Origin of the sequence: Pseudomonas sp. G2-4 (assembly GCF_030064125.1) — a bacterium.
In the GTDB taxonomy this organism is placed as follows: Bacteria; Pseudomonadota; Gammaproteobacteria; order Pseudomonadales; family Pseudomonadaceae; genus Aquipseudomonas.
This window is the reverse complement of the sequence record NZ_CP125957.1, coordinates 3,845,614-3,863,030: the sequence shown is the minus strand read 5'-3', so window position 1 is coordinate 3,863,030 and position 17,417 is coordinate 3,845,614. Positions and strand designations below refer to the sequence as shown.

At 59.2% G+C, this 17,417-nt stretch carries 16 protein-coding genes and 1 pseudogene; 8 read left to right on the top strand and 9 right to left on the bottom strand.

The window, feature by feature from the left end; all coding sequences use genetic code 11:
* Nucleotides 1-298 precede the first annotated feature (298 nt).
* The 3 genes from QNH97_RS16780 (at nt 299) to QNH97_RS16770 (ending at nt 2,026) form a co-directional block, all read left to right on the top strand.
* A complete protein-coding gene (locus QNH97_RS16780) occupies nt 299-601 on the top strand; it encodes an ArsR/SmtB family transcription factor (RefSeq protein ID WP_283553012.1) in 303 nt (100 codons plus the stop codon).
* A gap of 61 nt (nt 602-662) precedes the next feature.
* Nucleotides 663-1,637, top strand: coding sequence for a zinc-dependent alcohol dehydrogenase family protein (locus QNH97_RS16775; protein WP_283553011.1), 975 nt, complete (start codon nt 663-665; stop codon nt 1,635-1,637).
* Between the two features lie 41 nt (nt 1,638-1,678).
* Nucleotides 1,679-2,026 carry an antibiotic biosynthesis monooxygenase family protein gene (locus QNH97_RS16770; protein WP_283553010.1) on the top strand — a complete coding sequence of 116 codons (348 nt, stop codon included), beginning with the start codon at nt 1,679-1,681 and terminating at the stop codon, nt 2,024-2,026.
* 3 nt (nt 2,027-2,029) lie between these two features.
* Here QNH97_RS16770 and QNH97_RS16765 read toward each other — a convergent pair whose 3' ends face one another.
* Complete coding sequence (locus QNH97_RS16765; RefSeq protein WP_283553009.1) at nt 2,030-3,595, bottom strand: GMC family oxidoreductase; 1,566 nt, start codon at nt 3,593-3,595, stop codon at nt 2,030-2,032.
* 64 nt (nt 3,596-3,659) lie between these two features.
* Nucleotides 3,660-4,433: an alpha/beta hydrolase gene (locus tag QNH97_RS16760; protein WP_283553008.1), complete on the bottom strand. Its 774-nt coding sequence runs from the start codon at nt 4,431-4,433 to the stop codon at nt 3,660-3,662.
* Between the two features lie 86 nt (nt 4,434-4,519).
* Here QNH97_RS16760 and QNH97_RS16755 point away from each other — a divergent pair, with 86 nt between their 5' ends.
* The 4 genes from QNH97_RS16755 (at nt 4,520) to QNH97_RS16740 (ending at nt 10,102) form a co-directional block, all read left to right on the top strand.
* The gene (locus QNH97_RS16755) at nt 4,520-5,959 is read left to right on the top strand and encodes an HD domain-containing phosphohydrolase (protein WP_283553007.1); all 1,440 of its coding nucleotides are present in this window, start codon (nt 4,520-4,522) and stop codon (nt 5,957-5,959) included.
* A 182-nt stretch (nt 5,960-6,141) separates the two neighbouring features.
* Complete coding sequence (locus QNH97_RS16750; protein WP_283553006.1) at nt 6,142-6,648, top strand: RNA polymerase sigma factor; 507 nt, start codon at nt 6,142-6,144, stop codon at nt 6,646-6,648.
* Complete coding sequence (locus QNH97_RS16745) at nt 6,645-7,571, top strand: FecR family protein (RefSeq protein ID WP_283553005.1); 927 nt, start codon at nt 6,645-6,647, stop codon at nt 7,569-7,571. The genes QNH97_RS16750 and QNH97_RS16745 overlap by 4 nt, the downstream gene beginning before the upstream one ends.
* 131 nt (nt 7,572-7,702) lie before the next feature.
* Nucleotides 7,703-10,102 carry a TonB-dependent receptor gene (locus tag QNH97_RS16740; protein ID WP_283553004.1) on the top strand — a complete coding sequence of 800 codons (2,400 nt, stop codon included), beginning with the start codon at nt 7,703-7,705 and terminating at the stop codon, nt 10,100-10,102.
* Nucleotides 10,103-10,433: 331 nt separating this feature from the next.
* On the opposite strand, the gene QNH97_RS16735 is transcribed toward QNH97_RS16740, so the two are convergent.
* The 7 genes and pseudogenes from QNH97_RS16735 to QNH97_RS16705 form a co-directional block, all read right to left on the bottom strand.
* Complete coding sequence (locus tag QNH97_RS16735; RefSeq protein ID WP_283553003.1) at nt 10,434-10,706, bottom strand: hypothetical protein; 273 nt, start codon at nt 10,704-10,706, stop codon at nt 10,434-10,436.
* Between the two features lie 752 nt (nt 10,707-11,458).
* Nucleotides 11,459-11,839 carry a c-type cytochrome gene (locus QNH97_RS16730; RefSeq protein ID WP_283553002.1) on the bottom strand — a complete coding sequence of 127 codons (381 nt, stop codon included), beginning with the start codon at nt 11,837-11,839 and terminating at the stop codon, nt 11,459-11,461.
* Nucleotides 11,836-12,336 carry an HIT family protein gene (locus QNH97_RS16725; protein ID WP_283553001.1) on the bottom strand — a complete coding sequence of 167 codons (501 nt, stop codon included), beginning with the start codon at nt 12,334-12,336 and terminating at the stop codon, nt 11,836-11,838. The genes QNH97_RS16730 and QNH97_RS16725 overlap by 4 nt, the downstream gene beginning before the upstream one ends.
* A gap of 378 nt (nt 12,337-12,714) precedes the next feature.
* Nucleotides 12,715-12,870: pseudogene (locus QNH97_RS16720) on the bottom strand (LysR family transcriptional regulator); the annotation flags it as partial.
* A gap of 24 nt (nt 12,871-12,894) precedes the next feature.
* Nucleotides 12,895-13,695: a hypothetical protein gene (locus tag QNH97_RS16715; RefSeq protein WP_283553000.1), complete on the bottom strand. Its 801-nt coding sequence runs from the start codon at nt 13,693-13,695 to the stop codon at nt 12,895-12,897.
* Nucleotides 13,696-13,843: 148 nt separating this feature from the next.
* The gene (locus QNH97_RS16710) at nt 13,844-14,290 is read right to left on the bottom strand and encodes a hypothetical protein (RefSeq protein WP_283552999.1); all 447 of its coding nucleotides are present in this window, start codon (nt 14,288-14,290) and stop codon (nt 13,844-13,846) included.
* Nucleotides 14,291-15,332: 1,042 nt separating this feature from the next.
* The gene (locus QNH97_RS16705) at nt 15,333-16,199 is read right to left on the bottom strand and encodes a LysR family transcriptional regulator (RefSeq protein WP_092167272.1); all 867 of its coding nucleotides are present in this window, start codon (nt 16,197-16,199) and stop codon (nt 15,333-15,335) included.
* A 110-nt stretch (nt 16,200-16,309) separates the two neighbouring features.
* Here QNH97_RS16705 and QNH97_RS16700 point away from each other — a divergent pair, with 110 nt between their 5' ends.
* Nucleotides 16,310-17,233: a DMT family transporter gene (locus QNH97_RS16700; RefSeq protein WP_283552998.1), complete on the top strand. Its 924-nt coding sequence runs from the start codon at nt 16,310-16,312 to the stop codon at nt 17,231-17,233.
* Nucleotides 17,234-17,417: the final 184 nt, after the last annotated feature.

Sequence of the window (17,417 nt, the reverse complement as noted above, 5' to 3'; positions counted from 1 at the left end):
CGAAGGGTCGTGACGAGCGGTTGGGCACCGCAAGCCAGGACCGTGTTTGACGCGGCGCAGAATACCTCATGTCGAGGATGCGCGTGTTGGGAGGCGGGGGCTCCAGCATGGCATCGTGCGCAATCAGTCACCTACCTGTGCCTATGGAACGTGGGCAGTTCATTTCCGATGTGCAGCAGGTACGACAGACTTTCCCTTTTGAGTATGCCGTACGAGACACACATGGAAACTCGACGGTTCAGAAGACCGCATCGATATTTAGTATTGACATATCGCTAAATCTCGATATCCTCTGCTCATGGAATTGATCGAAGTATTCAAAGCCCTCTCGAACCCTACACGCCTTGAAATCCTGAAAGGCTTGAAGGATCCCGCAAAGAACTTCCCTCCGCAGGATGAGGGTGACGTTCTCACGGTGGGCGTCTGCGTCAGTAGTATTCAAGAAGGTATCGGACTGTCGCAGTCAACGGTGTCTGGTTACCTTGCAACTCTGCAACGAGTGGGCTTGGTCGAAGTCAGGCGCATCGGTCAGTGGACCTACTACAAACGGAATGAAGCAACCATCAGTGCACTTGCCGAGATCATTGGCAAAGAACTGTAATTTTTTACCGCAATATATCGAGATATCTCGATATCCCTTTTTCTAGATGCGAGGATTTACTATGAAAGCGATGATACTTAAATCATTTGGCGGTCCTGAATCGTTCGAACTCCGCGACGTGCCCAAGCCCGTGCCACATGCGGGACAGGTCCTGGTCCGGGTACACGCAACTTCCATCAATCCGTTGGATTACCAGGTTCGACGTGGCGACTATCCCGACCTGGTGCAACTGCCGGCCATCACCGGGCACGATGTTTCGGGCGTTGTCGAAGCAGTTGGGCCAGGTGTGACGACCTTCGCTCCAGGAGACGAAGTCTGGTACACCCCGCAAATATTCGACGGGCCAGGCAGTTATGCCGAGTACCACGTTGCTGCCGAAAGCATCATCGGGAAGAAGCCTGCCTCGCTGAGCCATCTTGAGGCGGCAAGCCTCACCTTGGTTGGCGGGACGGTATGGGAAGCACTGATCGTGCGTGCGGCGCTCAGGGTCGGGGAGAGCATTCTGATACACGGCGGCGCGGGAGGCGTCGGTCATGTCGCGATCCAGTTGGCAAAGGCCATGGGCGCAAAGGTATTCACGACCGTGCGCGAGGCGAACGCTGAGTTCGCACGCAGCATGGGTGCCGATGTGATCATCGACTACGAAAAAGAAGATTATGTTGACGCCGTCATGCGGGAAACGGGTGGCCACGGCGTTGATGTTGTGTTCGACACCATCGGCGGCAACACATTGTCACGCAGCCCCGACGTGCTCGCACAACTTGGTCGAGTGGTCACGATCGTGGACATTGCACAGCCGCAAAACGTCGTTCAGGCCTGGGGCAAGAATGCGAGTTATCACTTCGTTTTCACAAGACAGAACCGCGGCAAGCTCGATGAGTTGAGCGCATTGGTAGAGCGAGGTCAGCTGCGGCCACATGTTGGCGCCGTGTATTCGCTTGCCGACATTCCACTCGCCCATGCCCGGCTGGAGAGTCCCAACAACGGTGTCCGAGGAAAAATCGCAATTGCTGTCGAGCCGTCGCTCATCTCGTAAGTGCGTGCTTTTAACCGTTTCAGTCATTTTCGAGGTGCGCCATGATTTATGAAATTGCTCTGCTCCCCGTTCACAAAGAACGCATTGAAATGTTCAGACGTGCATTTGCCGAGGTCGCTCCTTTGCTCACCCGCGCAAAGGGTTACCTCGGCCACTTGCTAGCGCAAGGGATTGAAACCCCCGAGCAATTCAACCTGATCGTGCGATGGCAATCACTCGAGGATCACACGCCGGGTTTCGAAGAGAGTGAAGACCATCGGCTGTTCATGATGGGCCTGGAGGAATATTTTTCGGAAGAACCGAAGGTCTACCATATTGAGGGAGCCGCTTTCTTTACTGGCGAACAGGATGATTCGAACAACATCGTTGGCATAGGCCCTAGTGCTTAGACTTTAACCGGCCGGAGCGAACATGCCATGGGCAGCGAGGACGAGATCCGCTGCCCGCTCGCCAATGACCACGCAAGGAGCCATGGTGTTGCCGACGGTGATTCGCGGCATGATCGAGGCATCCGCGATCCGCAGTTTCTCGATGCCATATACGCGGAGTTGATGGTCGACCACAGACATCTCATCTCGGCCCATTTTCGCAGTGCCGGACTGATGCCAGTAGGACACGGCAGAACGGCGGATGAACTGCTCCATGGCGCGGTGCTCTTTCGGCCCGGGCACCACCTCGCGCTTTACCAGCCCGTTGAAGGCTTCGCTGTTCCCGAGCGCCCTGCAGAGGTCGATGGACGCAAACGCCGCCGCCATATCCTCGGGCGCGCTCAGCGAGTTCGGCTCAATGAGTGGAGCATCCAACGGCCCGGCGCCCGATAGGCGCAAGCGCCCACGACTGATCGGCCTGGCCAGCCCAGCGAACATCGTCCAACCTTGTTGCGGTGGCGGGATACCCACTTCAGCCGGGGAGGGCACGGCAAATTCAAGCTGACAATGCAGCAGGTCTGGGGCGTCCAGGCGACTGTCGCTTTTCCAGTACAACGTGGTTTCACAACCGCCGCCGCCGACAGCCTGGGGTTGCAGGTACTCCCAGGTACAGCCAAAGGCAATATGGTCCTGCAGATTCTGACCCACACCCTGAAGATGATTGATCGGGACGATGCCATGGGCGCGCAGTTCGCTCTCCGGGCCGATGCCGGATTGCATGAGCACCTTGGGCGTGTTCACCGCGCCCAAGGACAAGACGACTTCGGCCTCGGCGTAGAAGCGGTGCCGTTGCCCTTCGATGAGCACTTCGACACCGACCGCCTTTGTGCCGCTAAGCAGGACACGGGCCACCAGTGCGCCGGTGAGGACCGTCAGGTTCGGTTGATGCAGCCGTGGCCGGATATAGGAATCGTAGACGGATTCGCGCCTGCCCTGGTTGATGCGTAGATCGGTGATCGCGGCACCGCCCGGGCCTTCCATCATCGCTCCGTTGGGGCTGTCATATCGGGGAATCCCCAGACGACTGGCCGCTTCCAGTGTTGCCCAGGCGAGGGGCTGAGGCATCGCCGACTGCTCGACATGCACGGGGCCACCTGAACCACGCCGTGCGGCATCCGGTACTCCCTGCCAGTTTTCGATCCTCCGGTAGTAATCCAGTACCGAATCGTATCCCCAGGCGGAGTCGCCGGACTCGGCAGCGAAGTGATCCCAGTCCGATCGATGCCCGCGTGCCCAGACCATCACGTTGATGCTGGAGCCACCCCCGAGTCCCTTGCCCATGTTCAAGGAAAGACGACGACCGTTGAGGTGCGGATTGGGTTGTCCTTCGAATGCCCAATCGCGCTCCGAACCGAGGTTCAGCGGCCACTGCGCCGGCTCTACAACCTCAGGGCCGGCGTATTCGTTGCCTGCTTCAATCAACAACACGCGTGCGTTGTCCTGTTGGGCAAGACGGGCAGCAACCACGCAGCCCGCCGTGCCTGCGCCGCATACGATGAAGTCGTAGTTTCGATCATGCCGATGATTCATGCGTCCGTTCCGTATCGATGCAGCGGTTGAGTTCAGGGCTATCAATGGCGTTGCGAAGCAGCGATCACTGCTCGCTGACGTTTTTCACTGCCTCGAGAATCACCTTGGCCACTTCGGCTGGCTGCGACTGCTGGGGCACATGGCTGGTGTGCAGCTCCGTCAGGGTGGCGCCGATACGCTTGGCGGCAGAACGCTGGACATCGGGATGGATCATCCGGTCCTCGGTGGCGAGCAGGTACCAGGACGGTTTGGTCTTCCAGGCAGAGACGGTCGTTTTGTCCTCGAACGCGGATGCCTTGATGGGGCCTTGCGTCGCAGTCATCACGGCGGTCTGTGCCGCTGGAAGATCCTGGGCGAAGTCCTTGGCCATGCCTTCTGGGGTCAAGTAGAGGAAACCGTTGCCGTCAGCCTTGATCTGACTGATGCCCGGGGGCGTGGGTGCACCTTTGCCTTGTTCGCCGCTGGTTTGACCGGCATCGGGGGCGAAGGCGGCGACGTATACCAGGGCGCGGACTTTCTTGTCGCTGCCGGCCTGGGTAATCACGGTGCCGCCCCAGGAGTGACCGACCAGCACGACAGGGCCCGGCTGATTGTTCAGCGTTCTTTGCGTAGCGGCGACATCGTCGGCAAGCGAGGTGAGCGGGTTTTGCACGACCGAAACGGCAACCCCCTTGGCCTGGAGAAGCGGCACGACCTTGGCCCAATCGGAGCCGTCGGCGAATGCGCCGTGTACGATTACCACCGAAGGCGTTGTATCTTGGGCCTGGCTGACACCCGCGGCCAATGTGCTTGCAAGGGCGAAGGCGACGGTGACGGCTTTTGATCTGAGTGTTTTCATTGGATGAACTCCTGTGTGGGAGCTCAATTCTGCTGACTGGCCTGCTTCGTGGGCATCGGTCATTTATCCGACCCAAGGCATTTTTCATGGATAGTGCGTTGCAACTGGACATTTCATTGAGCGGAGCGCTGCGGGCGATCGGCCAGGTCGGGGACCTCAGCATGGGCCAGCCACTTGGGCATTCCCGACGCGTTGCCGCACTGGCGCGCAGGTTGGCACAGGCCTCACACGGCGATGGCGAGCACCTGAGGGTAGCGGAGCAGGTCGCCTTGCTGCGCTGGTCCGGCTGCACTGCCAACGCCGAAGGGTTTGCGGATCTGCTCGGTGATGACGTCGATGGCCGCCGCGCGATGCTCGACCTGACCCTGAGCAAAGAGGCCATGAACGCGGTGCATCAGGCGAGACCGCTGGCCGTGGTGCACTGCGAGGTCTCTGGCGAAGTCGCGAAAACCCTCGAACTGGGGGCCGCTGTCGAAGCAGGCTTGTGCCGTGTATTCGAAACCTACGATGGGACTGGCCGGCCGCTGGGCTTGACCCATGAACACATTCCGGAGGTCGCCTATCAGGTGGTGCTTGCAGGTGATCTGGATATTCTCAGCCGAGCACATGGCCTGGACGCAGCGCTGCGCTGGATCCGCGACCAGTCGGATCGGCGCTACCCCGCATCCCTCGCGTCGTTGCTCATGGATAACGCCAGGGCGTGGCTGGCAGACCTGGAAGGCCACTCTGAAAACCCTGCCCATGGGGAGGCCGAACGTTCCGTCTCGCTGACATTGGTGGGGGACGTGATTGACTTGAAGCTACCCTGGCTGGCGGGGCATTCGCGGCGGGTGGCACATGTCGCCATGGAAGCTGCACGCTTGTGGGGGCTAGGTGAACCGACCCTGACAGCGCTCGGCAAGGCAGCGCTCGTTTACGGCCTCGGTCGGGCAGCCGTTTCCAACCAACTCTGGAACACCGCCGGGGCGCTTCCTTACAGCGCGGCGGAGCGGGTGCACCTGGTTCCCTACTGGACGCAACAGGCGCTGAGGCCTATCAGCGAACTGGCCGGGTCTGCGCAGATTGCCGCCCATGCCTACGAACGGCTCAACGGCAGTGGCTACTTTCGAGGCGTGATGGGGGATGCCCTGTGTGCCGAGCATCGACTGTTCGCCACCTCCGTAGCCTGGGTCGCACTCAGGGAAGCCAGGCCATGGAGGACGGCCTATGACGAATCGGAAGCGGCCAGACAGCTGGAGCAGGATGCCGCCAGTGGCTTGTTCGACAAGGCTGTTTGCGAAGCGGTGATCGCCGCTGCACGTGGCGAGCGCCGGACCCATCAGCCGAAAAGTTCGTTACTCACCGCACGGGAGTGTCATGTGCTCCTGGAAATCAGCCGGGGCGCCAGTAACAAGCAGGTGGCGCGATTGCTGGACATCAGTCCGAGCACCGTTCGCACACACATGGAAAGCATATTTCGCAAATTGGAATGCTCGACCCGAGCTGCCGCGACCCTGAAGGCATTGACGCTGGGCTTGATCTCCTGATGCCGGGTTGCGGCAGGTTGATCATTCGAGGCTTGGCAACAGGAGGTCCGGCAGGCCTTCTCCTTTGACATTCAACCTCTTACGGGGGAGGGCCGCGCCCCGTGTGTGTCCGCTTTTGGTGTGATTGAAAGTCATTATCATTTGATATATTCTCGCGACTCCTCCTCGCTTGAGTCGCTTGCGTGTCCAGGCCATCCGATCCTCATTCCACCGACGGCCAGTTCGAGAGCCATTCGAGCGAACTGCTGCGCTTCCTCACACGACAGGTGAAGTGCGCAGAGCTGGCGGCCGACCTGCGCCAGGAGACCTGGCTGCGCTTTCGCCGGCGCGAGTCCGGGAAGGAGATCGGCAATCTTCGTGCTTTCCTCTATCGCATCGCGCGCAACCTGATCATTGACTACCGCCGTCAGCAAAAATCGCGCCCCATCGAGGAGGAGATCTCCATCGAATTGGTCAGTGCCCAGCCTGGTCCGGAGCGAGCGGCAAGCGACGCCCAGCGCTTGGAGCTACTGCAGCGCGCGGTCCAGGGTTTGCCACCGCATCTGCGTCAAGCGTTGTTGTGGAATCGCCTGGACGGGCTGACCCAACGTGAGATCGGCGAGCGCCTGGGTGTCTCGGAAAGCATGGCCGGACGCTATATCCTGAAGGCCCTCGAACACTGCCAGCAGCAGATGGACCCGCAGCCGTGACTCATCCTTCGCTTCTCGACCAGGCCCGGCAATGGCAGGTGCTGCTGCATTCTGGCCACGCCACCGCTGCCGATCGCGATGCCGCGCAGGCTTGGCGCCAGGCGGCGCCCGAGCACGAGCAGGCGTTGCGTGAGGTGGAAGGGCTGTGGTCGTTGCTCGGCCAGATAGAACGTCCGGCCGAGCAGCCTCAGGTGCGCGTGATGCGTCGCCATCGACGTTGGGCGACTCCGCTGGCCTGCGCCGCGATGCTGTTGCTCGCCCTGTGGCTACCGCGCGGCACCTGGATTGGCCTGTATGCCGATATCAGCACCCAGCCGGGCGAGGTGCGCGAGTTGCGTCTGGCCGATGGTTCGCTGTTGACCCTCAACGGCGATTCGGCGCTGGACTGGCAGTTTGTCGACGGTCGCCGCGAGGTCAGGTTGTACCGCGGCGAGGCGGATTTCCAGGTCGCCCATGACCCGGCCCGGCCGTTCACAGTCAGTGCTGGCGAGGCACGCATCCGCGTCACCGGCACGCGCTTTGATGTGCGTCTGGAGGAGGGCGGTGTCGACCTCGCGGTAAGCGAGGGCCGCGTGTTGGCCTCCAGTGAGGGGCGCGAGCCGCTGCCGGTGGTCGGCGGGCAGCAAGTGCAGTGGCGCGGCGGGGAACTGCAGGCACCGCAGGCATTGGATGCGCGTCAGCGCTTGAGCTGGCAGCGCGGCAAACTGGTCTTCCGCGACCAGCCGCTGGAGCAAGTGTTCGCCGAGCTTGAGCGCAGCCAGTCTGCGCGGGTGCTGTTTGTCGACGAAGCCGCTCGCGCGGTACAGGTGACCGGCGTGTTCGCCCTTGACGATCCTGAGGCGGTGTTAAGGGCTGTCGAAACCACCTTGCCTGTGCGTCTGGTGCACCTGCCGGGTTTGATTCTGGTTACCTCACGCCGCTGAGACCCGTGCCGCGCCTGGGCCTTCAAGAAAACAGAAAATATTTGGGCGGCGACGGTTCAGAAATCATCGTCGCCTTCGTCTTCTGTTCTTGCAAATGCGACTTCTTCGTATTGATAGTCAAGGACACCAGCATGCGGTCGACCCCCTTCCTCGCGGCGCTAGCCGTTCTTCCCCTGGCCATTGCTGCCGCACAGGCGCAAGCCGTCGAGCTCGACGTGCCTGCCCAGCGGCTCGACGCGGCGCTCATCGATTTCGCCGAGCAGGCCGACGTGCGTCTGCTCTATGACGCCGGCCTGACCCGTGGCAGCGGCGTGGCGCAGGCGCTTAAGGGCGACTATTCAGTGGTTGACGGCCTGCAGCGGTTGTTGGAGGGCAGCGGCCTGACCTTCCAGACCGGCAACGACGGTACCATCACCCTGGCGCCACTGCCCGAGCAGGGCGTGTTGGAGCTGGCCCCGACCACCATCAGCGGGCTCGCCGAAAACCGTGTCGACCTGCCGGCCGAGTACGCCGGTGGACAGACGGCGCGGGGTGCCCGCATTGGCGTGCTGGGCAACCAGGACATGCAAGATGTGCCCTTCGCCTTCTCCAGCTACACCTCCGAGCTGATTGAGACGCGCCAGGCGCAGACCCTGGCCGATGTGCTGGCCAGCGATCCGGGCGTGCGTCAGTCGTTCGGCTTCGGCAACTTCTCCCAGGTGTTCGTCGTGCGCGGGTTCCAGCTGTTCAGCGACGATATTGCCTTCAACGGGCTGTACGGCATTCTGCCGCGACAGATCATCTCCACCGAGTCGGTCGAGCGGGTCGAGGTGTTCAAGGGGGCCAGCGCCTTCATCAATGGTGTGTCGCCGTCGGGCAGCGGTGTCGGCGGGGCGATCAACGTGGTCTCCAAGCGTGCCGAGGACACCCCCACGCGCAGCGCCACCCTGGACTATGCCAGCGATAGCCGAGTGGGCGGACACCTCGACCTGGGCCAGCGCTTCGGCGAGGACAACCGCTTCGGCGTGCGGGTGAACCTGGCCCAGCGCGAGGGCGAGACCGCGGTGGACGATGAGCACTCGCGCTTCAGTCTGGCCACCCTCGGTCTGGACTACCGCGGTGATCGTCTGCGACTGTCTGCGGACCTCGGTTACCAGAAGCAACGGGTCAATGAGGGGCGCTCGGTGGTCTACCTCACCACGACGGGGCCTACCAGCACACTCAACGGCAAGACGCCGTCGGCACCCGACTCCGACCACAACTACGCGCAACCCTGGAGCTGGTCGCAGCTCGAAGACACCTATGGCATGTTCAGCGCCGAGTACGACCTGTCGCCCACTTGGACCGCCTACCTGAGCGCAGGCGGCAAATACACGCGGGAGAACGGTGTCTACGCTTCCAACTACGTCTACGGCGCAAATGGCGACGCCCGTATCGGCCGCCTCTATTCGCCGCTGGACCAGGAGACCCTGAGCGCCGTCACCGGGCTGCGCGGCGAACTCACGACCGGGCCGGTGAGCCACCGCATCAACCTGGCCGCCAACGGCATCTGGCAGGAAAAGCGCAACGCGTTCGAGTCCACCGCGGCGGGCAGTCGCGGCTTCGGCAATCTGTATGAGGGCCAGCCCGTCGCCGAGCCGCCGGCCACCAGCGTCTCCGGCGATATCCACGACCCGGACACCACCGCCAAGGTGCAGAACCGCAGCCTGGCGGTGTCCGACACCCTGGGCTTGCTCGATGACCGCGTGCTGCTGACCCTGGGCGTGCGCCGCCAGTCCATCGGCGCCGATGCCTGGAGCGCGGCCAGCGGTGCCCGCACCTCCAGCTATCAGGAAAGCATCACCACGCCGGCCTATGGCCTGGTGATCAAGCCCACCGAGTACCTGTCGCTCTATGCCAACCGCGTCGAGTCTCTGCAGCAGGGGCCGACCGCGCCGGCCGCCGCGCTCAACAACGGCGAGATGTTCGCGCCCTATCGCTCCAAGCAGACCGAGGTGGGCGCCAAGCTCGACTGGGGCACCTTCGGCGGCAGCCTCAGCCTGTTCCGCATCGAGCAGCCGCAGGGCGTGCTCGGCGGCGATGGCTACTACCGAGTGGATGCCGAGCAGCGCAATCGCGGCGTGGAGCTGAGCCTGTTCGGCGAGCCGCTGGACGGCCTGCGCCTGCTGAGCGGCGCCACCTGGACCAAAGCCGAACTTAGCGGCACCACCGGCGGCCGCGACGATGGCAACCAGGCGGTGGGTGTGCCGAAATTCCAGTTCAATCTGGGTGCCGACTGGGATGTGCCCGGCTTGCCCGGGGCGAGCCTGAACGGCCTGCTACTGCGCACCGGCGGCCAGTTCGTTGACAGCGCCAACGAATACAGCATCCCCGCCTGGACCCGCGTCGACCTGGGCGCACGCTATCGGACGAAAATGGATGGCCGCGGGATGACCTTCAACGCGATGCTGGAGAACGTTGCCGACGAAAACTACTGGGCCTCGGCTAATGGTGGTTATTTGACCCAAGGGGCACCGCGTACGCTGAAGGTGTCGGCTACTGTTGATTTTTGAGGTTGCTCACCGTGAGAGGCGCCGTCGCAGCTGTGTGGTTACGCGAAAGGCGGTTTAGCCAGACGCTCCGAGAGGCTGCATTTGCGGCCTCTGTCGGTGTTTCGGGGACAAAAAAGGAGACTGATTTATTTGCTGTAGTGCTGAGGCTAAGGACCGGCATATCCTCAGGGTTGAATTTGTCGCTCATGTCATTTACCTCTCAGGGCATCAAGAATCACTTTGGCTCTCTTAATGCATCGTCTCGCTGATGGTGTCGCTCTGGCTGGCGGTAGGTGCTATTCGTATGCTGCAGTTGCATGAAAACGGGCGCTCTCAGGTGCCCGTCGTTCCACTAGCTTTCGACATGCGCCTGAAGTCGCCTACCAATCACCTCCAGCAAATCACACCCATCGCGTAACGGAATGACCAAAAGCTGTGCGAAGTCCGAAAGCACTACCGTGTCGCTGGCGATCTCGGAGCGAAACGCGATGTTTTCTAGTACCTGGGTCACCACGCGGATCCGGTAATCAGCGGTTGCGTGCAGCACGTCAAGCGGGGCTTGGGTATCGATGAGCAGGGAAGCGGGGGTGCAGTCGATGCCGGTGATGGGAACATACCTTTCCATGTTTGAAACTCCGATCTAATGAGGTTTTAACCACTCAATCGTCGCCAAACAATTGGGTGGCAGTTGCACGCAGGTTGGCGAACCGGGATCGAAAACCGGCAGACCCGAAGGTCTCCCGCGCACAACTGCCGTAACGGGCAGCCGTGCAAGTGTGCCAAAGCCTTCGCAAAAAACGCAGTACTTTTGCACTTGATCCCAGGTCGCCAAACCTGATCGCCATTTGGGGCGACGGGAATGACTATAAATTTGGGCCGCCAAGGCGGACAAGGTGAGAGATTCCGAGAGCTTTGTAGGAATCGTGAGACTTCTATGTGGAAACGAACCGACGGTTTCAGCTTCTGTAGGAACAGTCGGATCACGCCGGTTTGAGCATATCTCGTAGTGCGGTTAGGCCCGTTCCTTCAACATTTTTCAGTCGTGCGCTGACAGGCAAGGCTGATGAGGACCCGTGGCGAGGGAGCTTGCTCCCGCTGGGCTGCGCAGCAGCCCTGAAACCTACCCCCGCGGTGCATCAGGCAGAACGCGTTCAGCTTGGTTGGGGTCGCTTCGCGACCCAGCGGGAGCAAGCTCCCTCGCCACGGGGGTTGTGTGGGTCGGTGGACCGAGTTGTGAGCTTTGGGGCCGCTCCGCGGCCCAACGGGGATAAATCCCCTCGCCACAAGAATGGTCGGCGAGATACCGCTCAGCGCAGCCCAATAGTTTTTGTACCTAATAATGAACCTTGGACTCTGCACTCGTCTTTGATTGCAAGATCATTTATTTGAAATGACGTCACTCATGTATTGATGTAGATCGCGCAGGTCCTTGACGCTCCAAGGGTGCGGCGGGATCTTCACGCCATTCTCTTTCAAGGTCCTTGGAATCAGGTTTCCATTTGGGCGAAGTATGATTGAAGAGACAATCACACCCGGGTAATCGGTCAGTCGTTTCTTGAAGGCGGGTGTCGTAAGGTCAGGGGTTGGAGGGTTGCTCTTCTTGGCCAACGGTCCTGTTCCCTTGATGTCCGCGCCATGGCACACGGCACATCGCTGAAGATAGAGCGTTTTCCCATTGGCGTTGCCCGCGAAGGAGACCGACGTTTGGATGAATGACAAAATGCTGAGTAGAGCGACGAATGATGTTTTGATTTTCATGTGACTGGTACAGCTGATTTGAATGACTGACGCAATCTTTCAATGACTTGCTCAATTGACGGCCCCTGAATGGTTGGCGGCGTCGGGCTCTCGCCAAACTCCCGCCAAATGAACAACGTCAGCTCCGCGCCGTCGGTCAATGTCCGGGCATTCCCTTGGCTCCCAAAAGTCTCCAGCAGCCTGTACCGCGTATCTTTCCAAAACAATGCCTCGACCCAGTCGTACACCGGAATGAAATGGAAGTGGATGGGGTAGCGCGGGTCGTGGCCGAATCGGCTGATGTAAAGCCATTTGGGGTTGAGCTGTGTTTCAAGGACGCTCTGGATGTGTGCCATCAGGCCGCCCAGCTCTGCTAGCGCGGGTGTGGGCAGTTGGGCCAGTGAGTTCACGTGAGCCTTGGAGCCGAGCATGAGGTAGCCGGGCAGGGCGGAGGCCAAGTGATGGTTGACTGTCCAATGGCTCGTTTCATGGAGGATAAACGGTGGTGCTAGTTCCAAAGCAGACTCCGTGTCATGGTGCGGTTTAGGACTATCCCTTCAACTATGTAACATTTTCAGTCGTGCGCTGACAGGCAAGGCTGATGAGGACCCGTGGCGAGGGAGCTTGCTCCCGCTGGGCTGCGCAGCAGCCCTGAAACCTACCCCCGCGGTGCATCAGGCAGAACGCGTTCAGCTTGGTTGGGGTCGCTTCGCGACCCAGCGGGAGCAAGCTCCCTCGCCACGGGGGTTGTGTTGGTAGGTGGACCTAGGTGAAAGCTTTGGGGCCGCTTCGCGGCCCAACGGGGATAAATCCCCTCGCCACAAGAGTGCACAAGAATGGCCAGCGGGATATCGCTCAGCGCAGCCCCAATAGCTTTTGTGGGGAGGGTGTTGCAGCTACTCTTTAAACTCCGTCTTCAACATCGTCAAAAACGCCTCTCTGGCAGGATGCTGGCCAGCGTTTTCATGCCAGTAGAAAAGGTTATCGATGCCCCTCAGTTCAGGGAGTTCATATCTTTTCCAGCCAGCCCTCTGGCGGTACTGCATAAAGAAAAAAGAGGGCAGAAATTACGCCGCTCAAACCGCATCTGCACCAGCGTTATCAAACGTCTCCTTGTCGAGATTCAAGACCTTGTCCATCACGTCCTGAGCACTTCCCTTACCCTCAACGGTATTGGTCTTGTAGTTGAAATCGAGCGCTATCCAACCCTGCAACTTCGCCTCATAACTATTAGGGTATTGTGCCTGCTCAATAGCGGGCAAATCCTTGTAGTGCTCAAGTGCTGCAGCAAAGAAATTCGTCAGTTTTCCAGTTTCATTGTATTCCGCGATCGAATGGGCAACAACTTTCTGCCGCCAGGCATATTCCTGATCGTATGACTCACTCCACGCCGCGCGGCGCTCATTAGTCGTAAAACTCCCACTGTCATCATAGATGATCAATGAGAGCTGATCGCTCGACATACCCGCAAATGGGTTTTTACCACTGCCATTCACAAATTGTGTTGCATTGCTCGCACGTGCCAATAACCCCGGGTCCTGAGTATCAGGCACTTCAGCATCATTGGTTTTTTTGTTGGCAAAATAACGATCACCGGAAATCTTGCTTAAAAGCTCACTCGCTTTCGCGCTAAGCTCTTTTCTGCTCAAGCTCGAATCCCTTGCCGCCGCACGCGCGGCACTCTCACTCAACTGCAGGGAGAGTGAAGAAAGGCTACTGGTATTTTTCTGACTGCCAACATCAGCGTTCTCAGTTGCTGCCTGACTTTTCTTTAGTGATTCATTTTTGCTCGCCTTCATATTGGAAACCTGCGAGCCAGAAAATGCATTTGAATTAATTGAAACGACCAAGATAATGTCCTCCCTGTTATCAGCCATCCCTGAATGCCTGACTAGTAAATTATTATCGGCAGCACTCAGAAAAATTGTAATGTTTCACGATGAACGAACGAACAAAACCGGCGCAGGCCCAGTGGCACAGGCAGCCTCTGCGCAAGCAGCCACCCCGCTAGGCCCGGCTTGGGCCTTACTTCATGGTAAACACAACAGCCCAGGCGTATGTGGAGGTATTGGTCGACGTTACTTTCGCCGTACACACTGCGCCACCACTAGGCGTTGCCGTATTTTTCCATTTTGGAGTAGTCGAACCTAATGGGCCGACTGTCCCAACGAAGGTTGCCTGGAACGTGCAAGTCTTCCCACCAATGGTGTAGCGCAGGTTCGCATAGTTGGCAATAGGTGAGAGATTGCTCTGAACGGTATAAGTATCAACGCCACCCGCCTTGACAGTAGTTACTGGTTTCTGGATCGAATTTGCATTAGTCGTGGCTTCATTGTTTGTAACAATCTTGTACGTAGCGTCGGCTGTTCCAAGATTCTTGAAAGTAATAGCTACTGGAGGACCTGCCAGCGCTGAACTCGCCACCACAATACTAACAGCCAGTACCGACAAAACAGATTTCAACATCTTCATGCGCTTATTCCTTTTGATTTAAATTCCATGTCTGAGTTTTTCATGGGGCAGTGAAATTCTCCACACCACAACAATTCGAAAGCAGCAAAAACAGCACATTATAAAAACATGAAAGTCCAGATCTGCCTGCCAGGGTAGTAAATACAGTTGCCGACATCCCTATCTCATTAATGGAAGCCCAAAGCGAACGGAGGGATGTCTTGATAAATTTAGCGATAAGCAGCGGTAAGTTTGCCCGTTTTGGTGTACACCCCCATGTGCTTCGCAAATACTTTAGATTCCTTCGGATCTTCCGAAAGAATTTGAGTCAACTGCATTATTCGTTCAGCCGCGTCACAATGAAAGTTGTACATCTGCTTTGAGGTCGCCAAACCTAATCACCCTTTTTGGCGATGGGAAGTACTATAAATTTGGCGAAGAAGGCGGACAAGGTGAGGGTTTCCGAGAGCTTCGTAGGAATCATGAGACTTCTACGTGGAAACGAGCCGACGGTTTCATGTTCTGTAGGAACCGTCCGATCACGCCGATTTCAGCAGATCTCTCTCCTGAGTCGCTCAGGTCCAATTGTGCAGATCCTTGCTAAGCGCGGGCCCAAGCTTCCAGTCGAAACGCACCTTCAGTCCGCCTCGCTTGGAACCGGCCGAGCCATGAACGACTCCCGCAAACATTCAATCACCTGGCTGATCGAAGGACCTTGAACAGCCGGTGGCGTCGGGCTCTCGCCAAACTCCCGAGGCTGATGAGGACCCGTGGCGAGGGAGCTTGCTCCCGCTGGGCTGCGCAGCAGCCCTGAAACCTACCCCCGCGGTGCATCAGGCAGAACGCGTTCAGCTTGGTTGGGGTCGCTTCGCAACCCAGCGGGAGCAAGCTCCCTCGCCACGGGGGTTGTGTGGGTCGGTGGACCGAGTTGTGAGCTTTGGGGCCGCTCCGCGGCCCAACGGGGATAAATCCCCTCGCCACAAGAGTGCACAAGAGTGCGCAAGGATGGTCAGCGGGATGCTGCTCAGCGCAGCCCAATGACTTTTGTGAAGAGGGGTTGCCGCTACCCTTCAAACTCCGTCTTCAACATCGTCAAAAACGCTTCTCTGGCAGGGTGCCGGCCAGCGTTTTCATGCCAGTAGAACAGGTTATCGATGCCCGTCAGCTCCGGAAATTCATACCCTGTCCACCCAGCTCCCTGGCGGTATTGCTCATAGATCCCCCGAGGCACCAGTGAGACGCCGGCGCCGGCACTGACGCAGCCGACGATGGCGCCATAGCTGGCGATGCTGATGATCGGTTGCACTTGGTCATGGCGCAGCAGCCACTGTTCCAGGGCCAAGCGGTACGGGCAGCCCGGGGGCCACATGAAGATGGCCTTGCCTTGCAGGTCTGCCGCGTTGCGCAAGGGGCCGTGGGACTCGGAGGCGATGAGCATCAGGTCTTCGCGGTACATCACGGCACGCTTGAGTCCGGGCCGTTCCACGTCTACCGCCACGATCACCCCGTCGAGCCGGTGGTGCTGGGTGTCGTCCAGCAACTGCGCCCAAGTCCCCGTGCTCAGCTCCAGCGACACCTGAGGATACTGCGCGTGGTATTTGGCCAATAACTGCGGCAGGCGCCCCGTGGCGCTGGATTCGATGGCGCCAATGCGCAGCGGTCCGCTTGGCGTGTGGCTGGGGTTGACCGCGCGGCGGGCTTCTTCCGTCAGGCCGAGGATTTTTGTCGCGTATCCCAGGAACACTTCGCCCGCCGGGCTGACCCGCAAGCCGCGACCTTCACGGAAAAACAACGGTGTACCCAGCTCCCGCTCCAGGGATTTGAGCCGTGCCGTGATGTTGGACGGCACGCAGTGCAGCACTTCGGCGGCACGGGCGATGCTGCCGGTGTCGCAGACGGTCTTGAGCATGCGCAGTTGGGACAGTTCCATAGCTCATCCAAAGTGAATGGTTGGGTAAGTTTAAGTCACTTGTACTGATGATGGGTGGTTTTGATACTTCAGGGTAAATCGACCAGACGCTCAGTGCGCAGGAACTCTGAATGGAAACCCGTTGTGTGCCGTTTGAAGGCTTGAAGAACCCCAGCAGCCGCCACGTGAAAGTGATCCTGGCGACGATGTTCGTGATTCTTTGCTGGGCTTATTCGCCGATTGGTATTCGCATCGGCTTGCAGGCCTACGAACCGGGTCAGCTGGCGTTGGTGCGGTTTCTCATCGCCTCGGTGTTCATGGCCGTCGTGGCGATGGCGAAGGGTATTTCCTGGCCGCGTGTCGGGGATTTGCCGTTGTTGGCGGTATTGGGTTTCTTTGCCGTGAGTCTGCACCACATCGCTCTTAATTACGGCCAGCGGGGCGTCAGTGCCGGGGCGGCGAGTGTGTTGGCCCAGTCCACGCCTTTGTTCAGCACGTTGCTGGCGCATTTTGTCTTCAAGGACAGGGTCGGCGGTTGGCAATGGGGCTGTGTACTGTGCGGCTTGCTGGGCGCTGCCGTGGTGGTCACGGGGGATCGGGGCTTGGGTGACATGGACGCCCGTGGACTATTGATCCTGCTGGCGGCGCTGTCCTGGAGTGTGTATTTCTCTTTGCAGAAGCGCCATACCCATCGCTACGACGGCTTGACCATGGTTTGCTACACCGTGTGGTCGGGCACAATCCTGTTGTTCATTTTCGCACCGGGGGTGTTGGGCGCGGCGCGACAGGCTTCGGCTTCGGTGAACCTGGCGGTGTTGTTTCTCGGCATTTTCCCCAGCGCGCTGGCGTACCTCGCCTGGGCTTACGTGCTGTCCCACTGCGACGTGAGCCGAGCCTCCATGGCGCTTTACCTGATACCGCCCAGCGCGATGTTGATGGCTTCTTTAGTCCTGGCCGAACGTCCGGCGACGATGGTGATTGTTGGGGCGGTTATCGTGTTGGTGAGTGTGCTTGCGTTGAATTTTGAGCCGGTGAGAGGGGCGAGAGCCAGCTGATTCTGTAGTGGATGTAGGCAATGACGTTTGATGTTGTAGCCACACAGACTGTCATTGAACACCGTCCTACGGGCAAGTGATCGCTTTGGGAGAAAACGAGGAAGTCTCTGACAACTTTTTAAGGTTGGCCTTCGGAAGTACTGCACTTACGATCTGGCGTTGTCTCAGTGCCCTGTGTGGTATC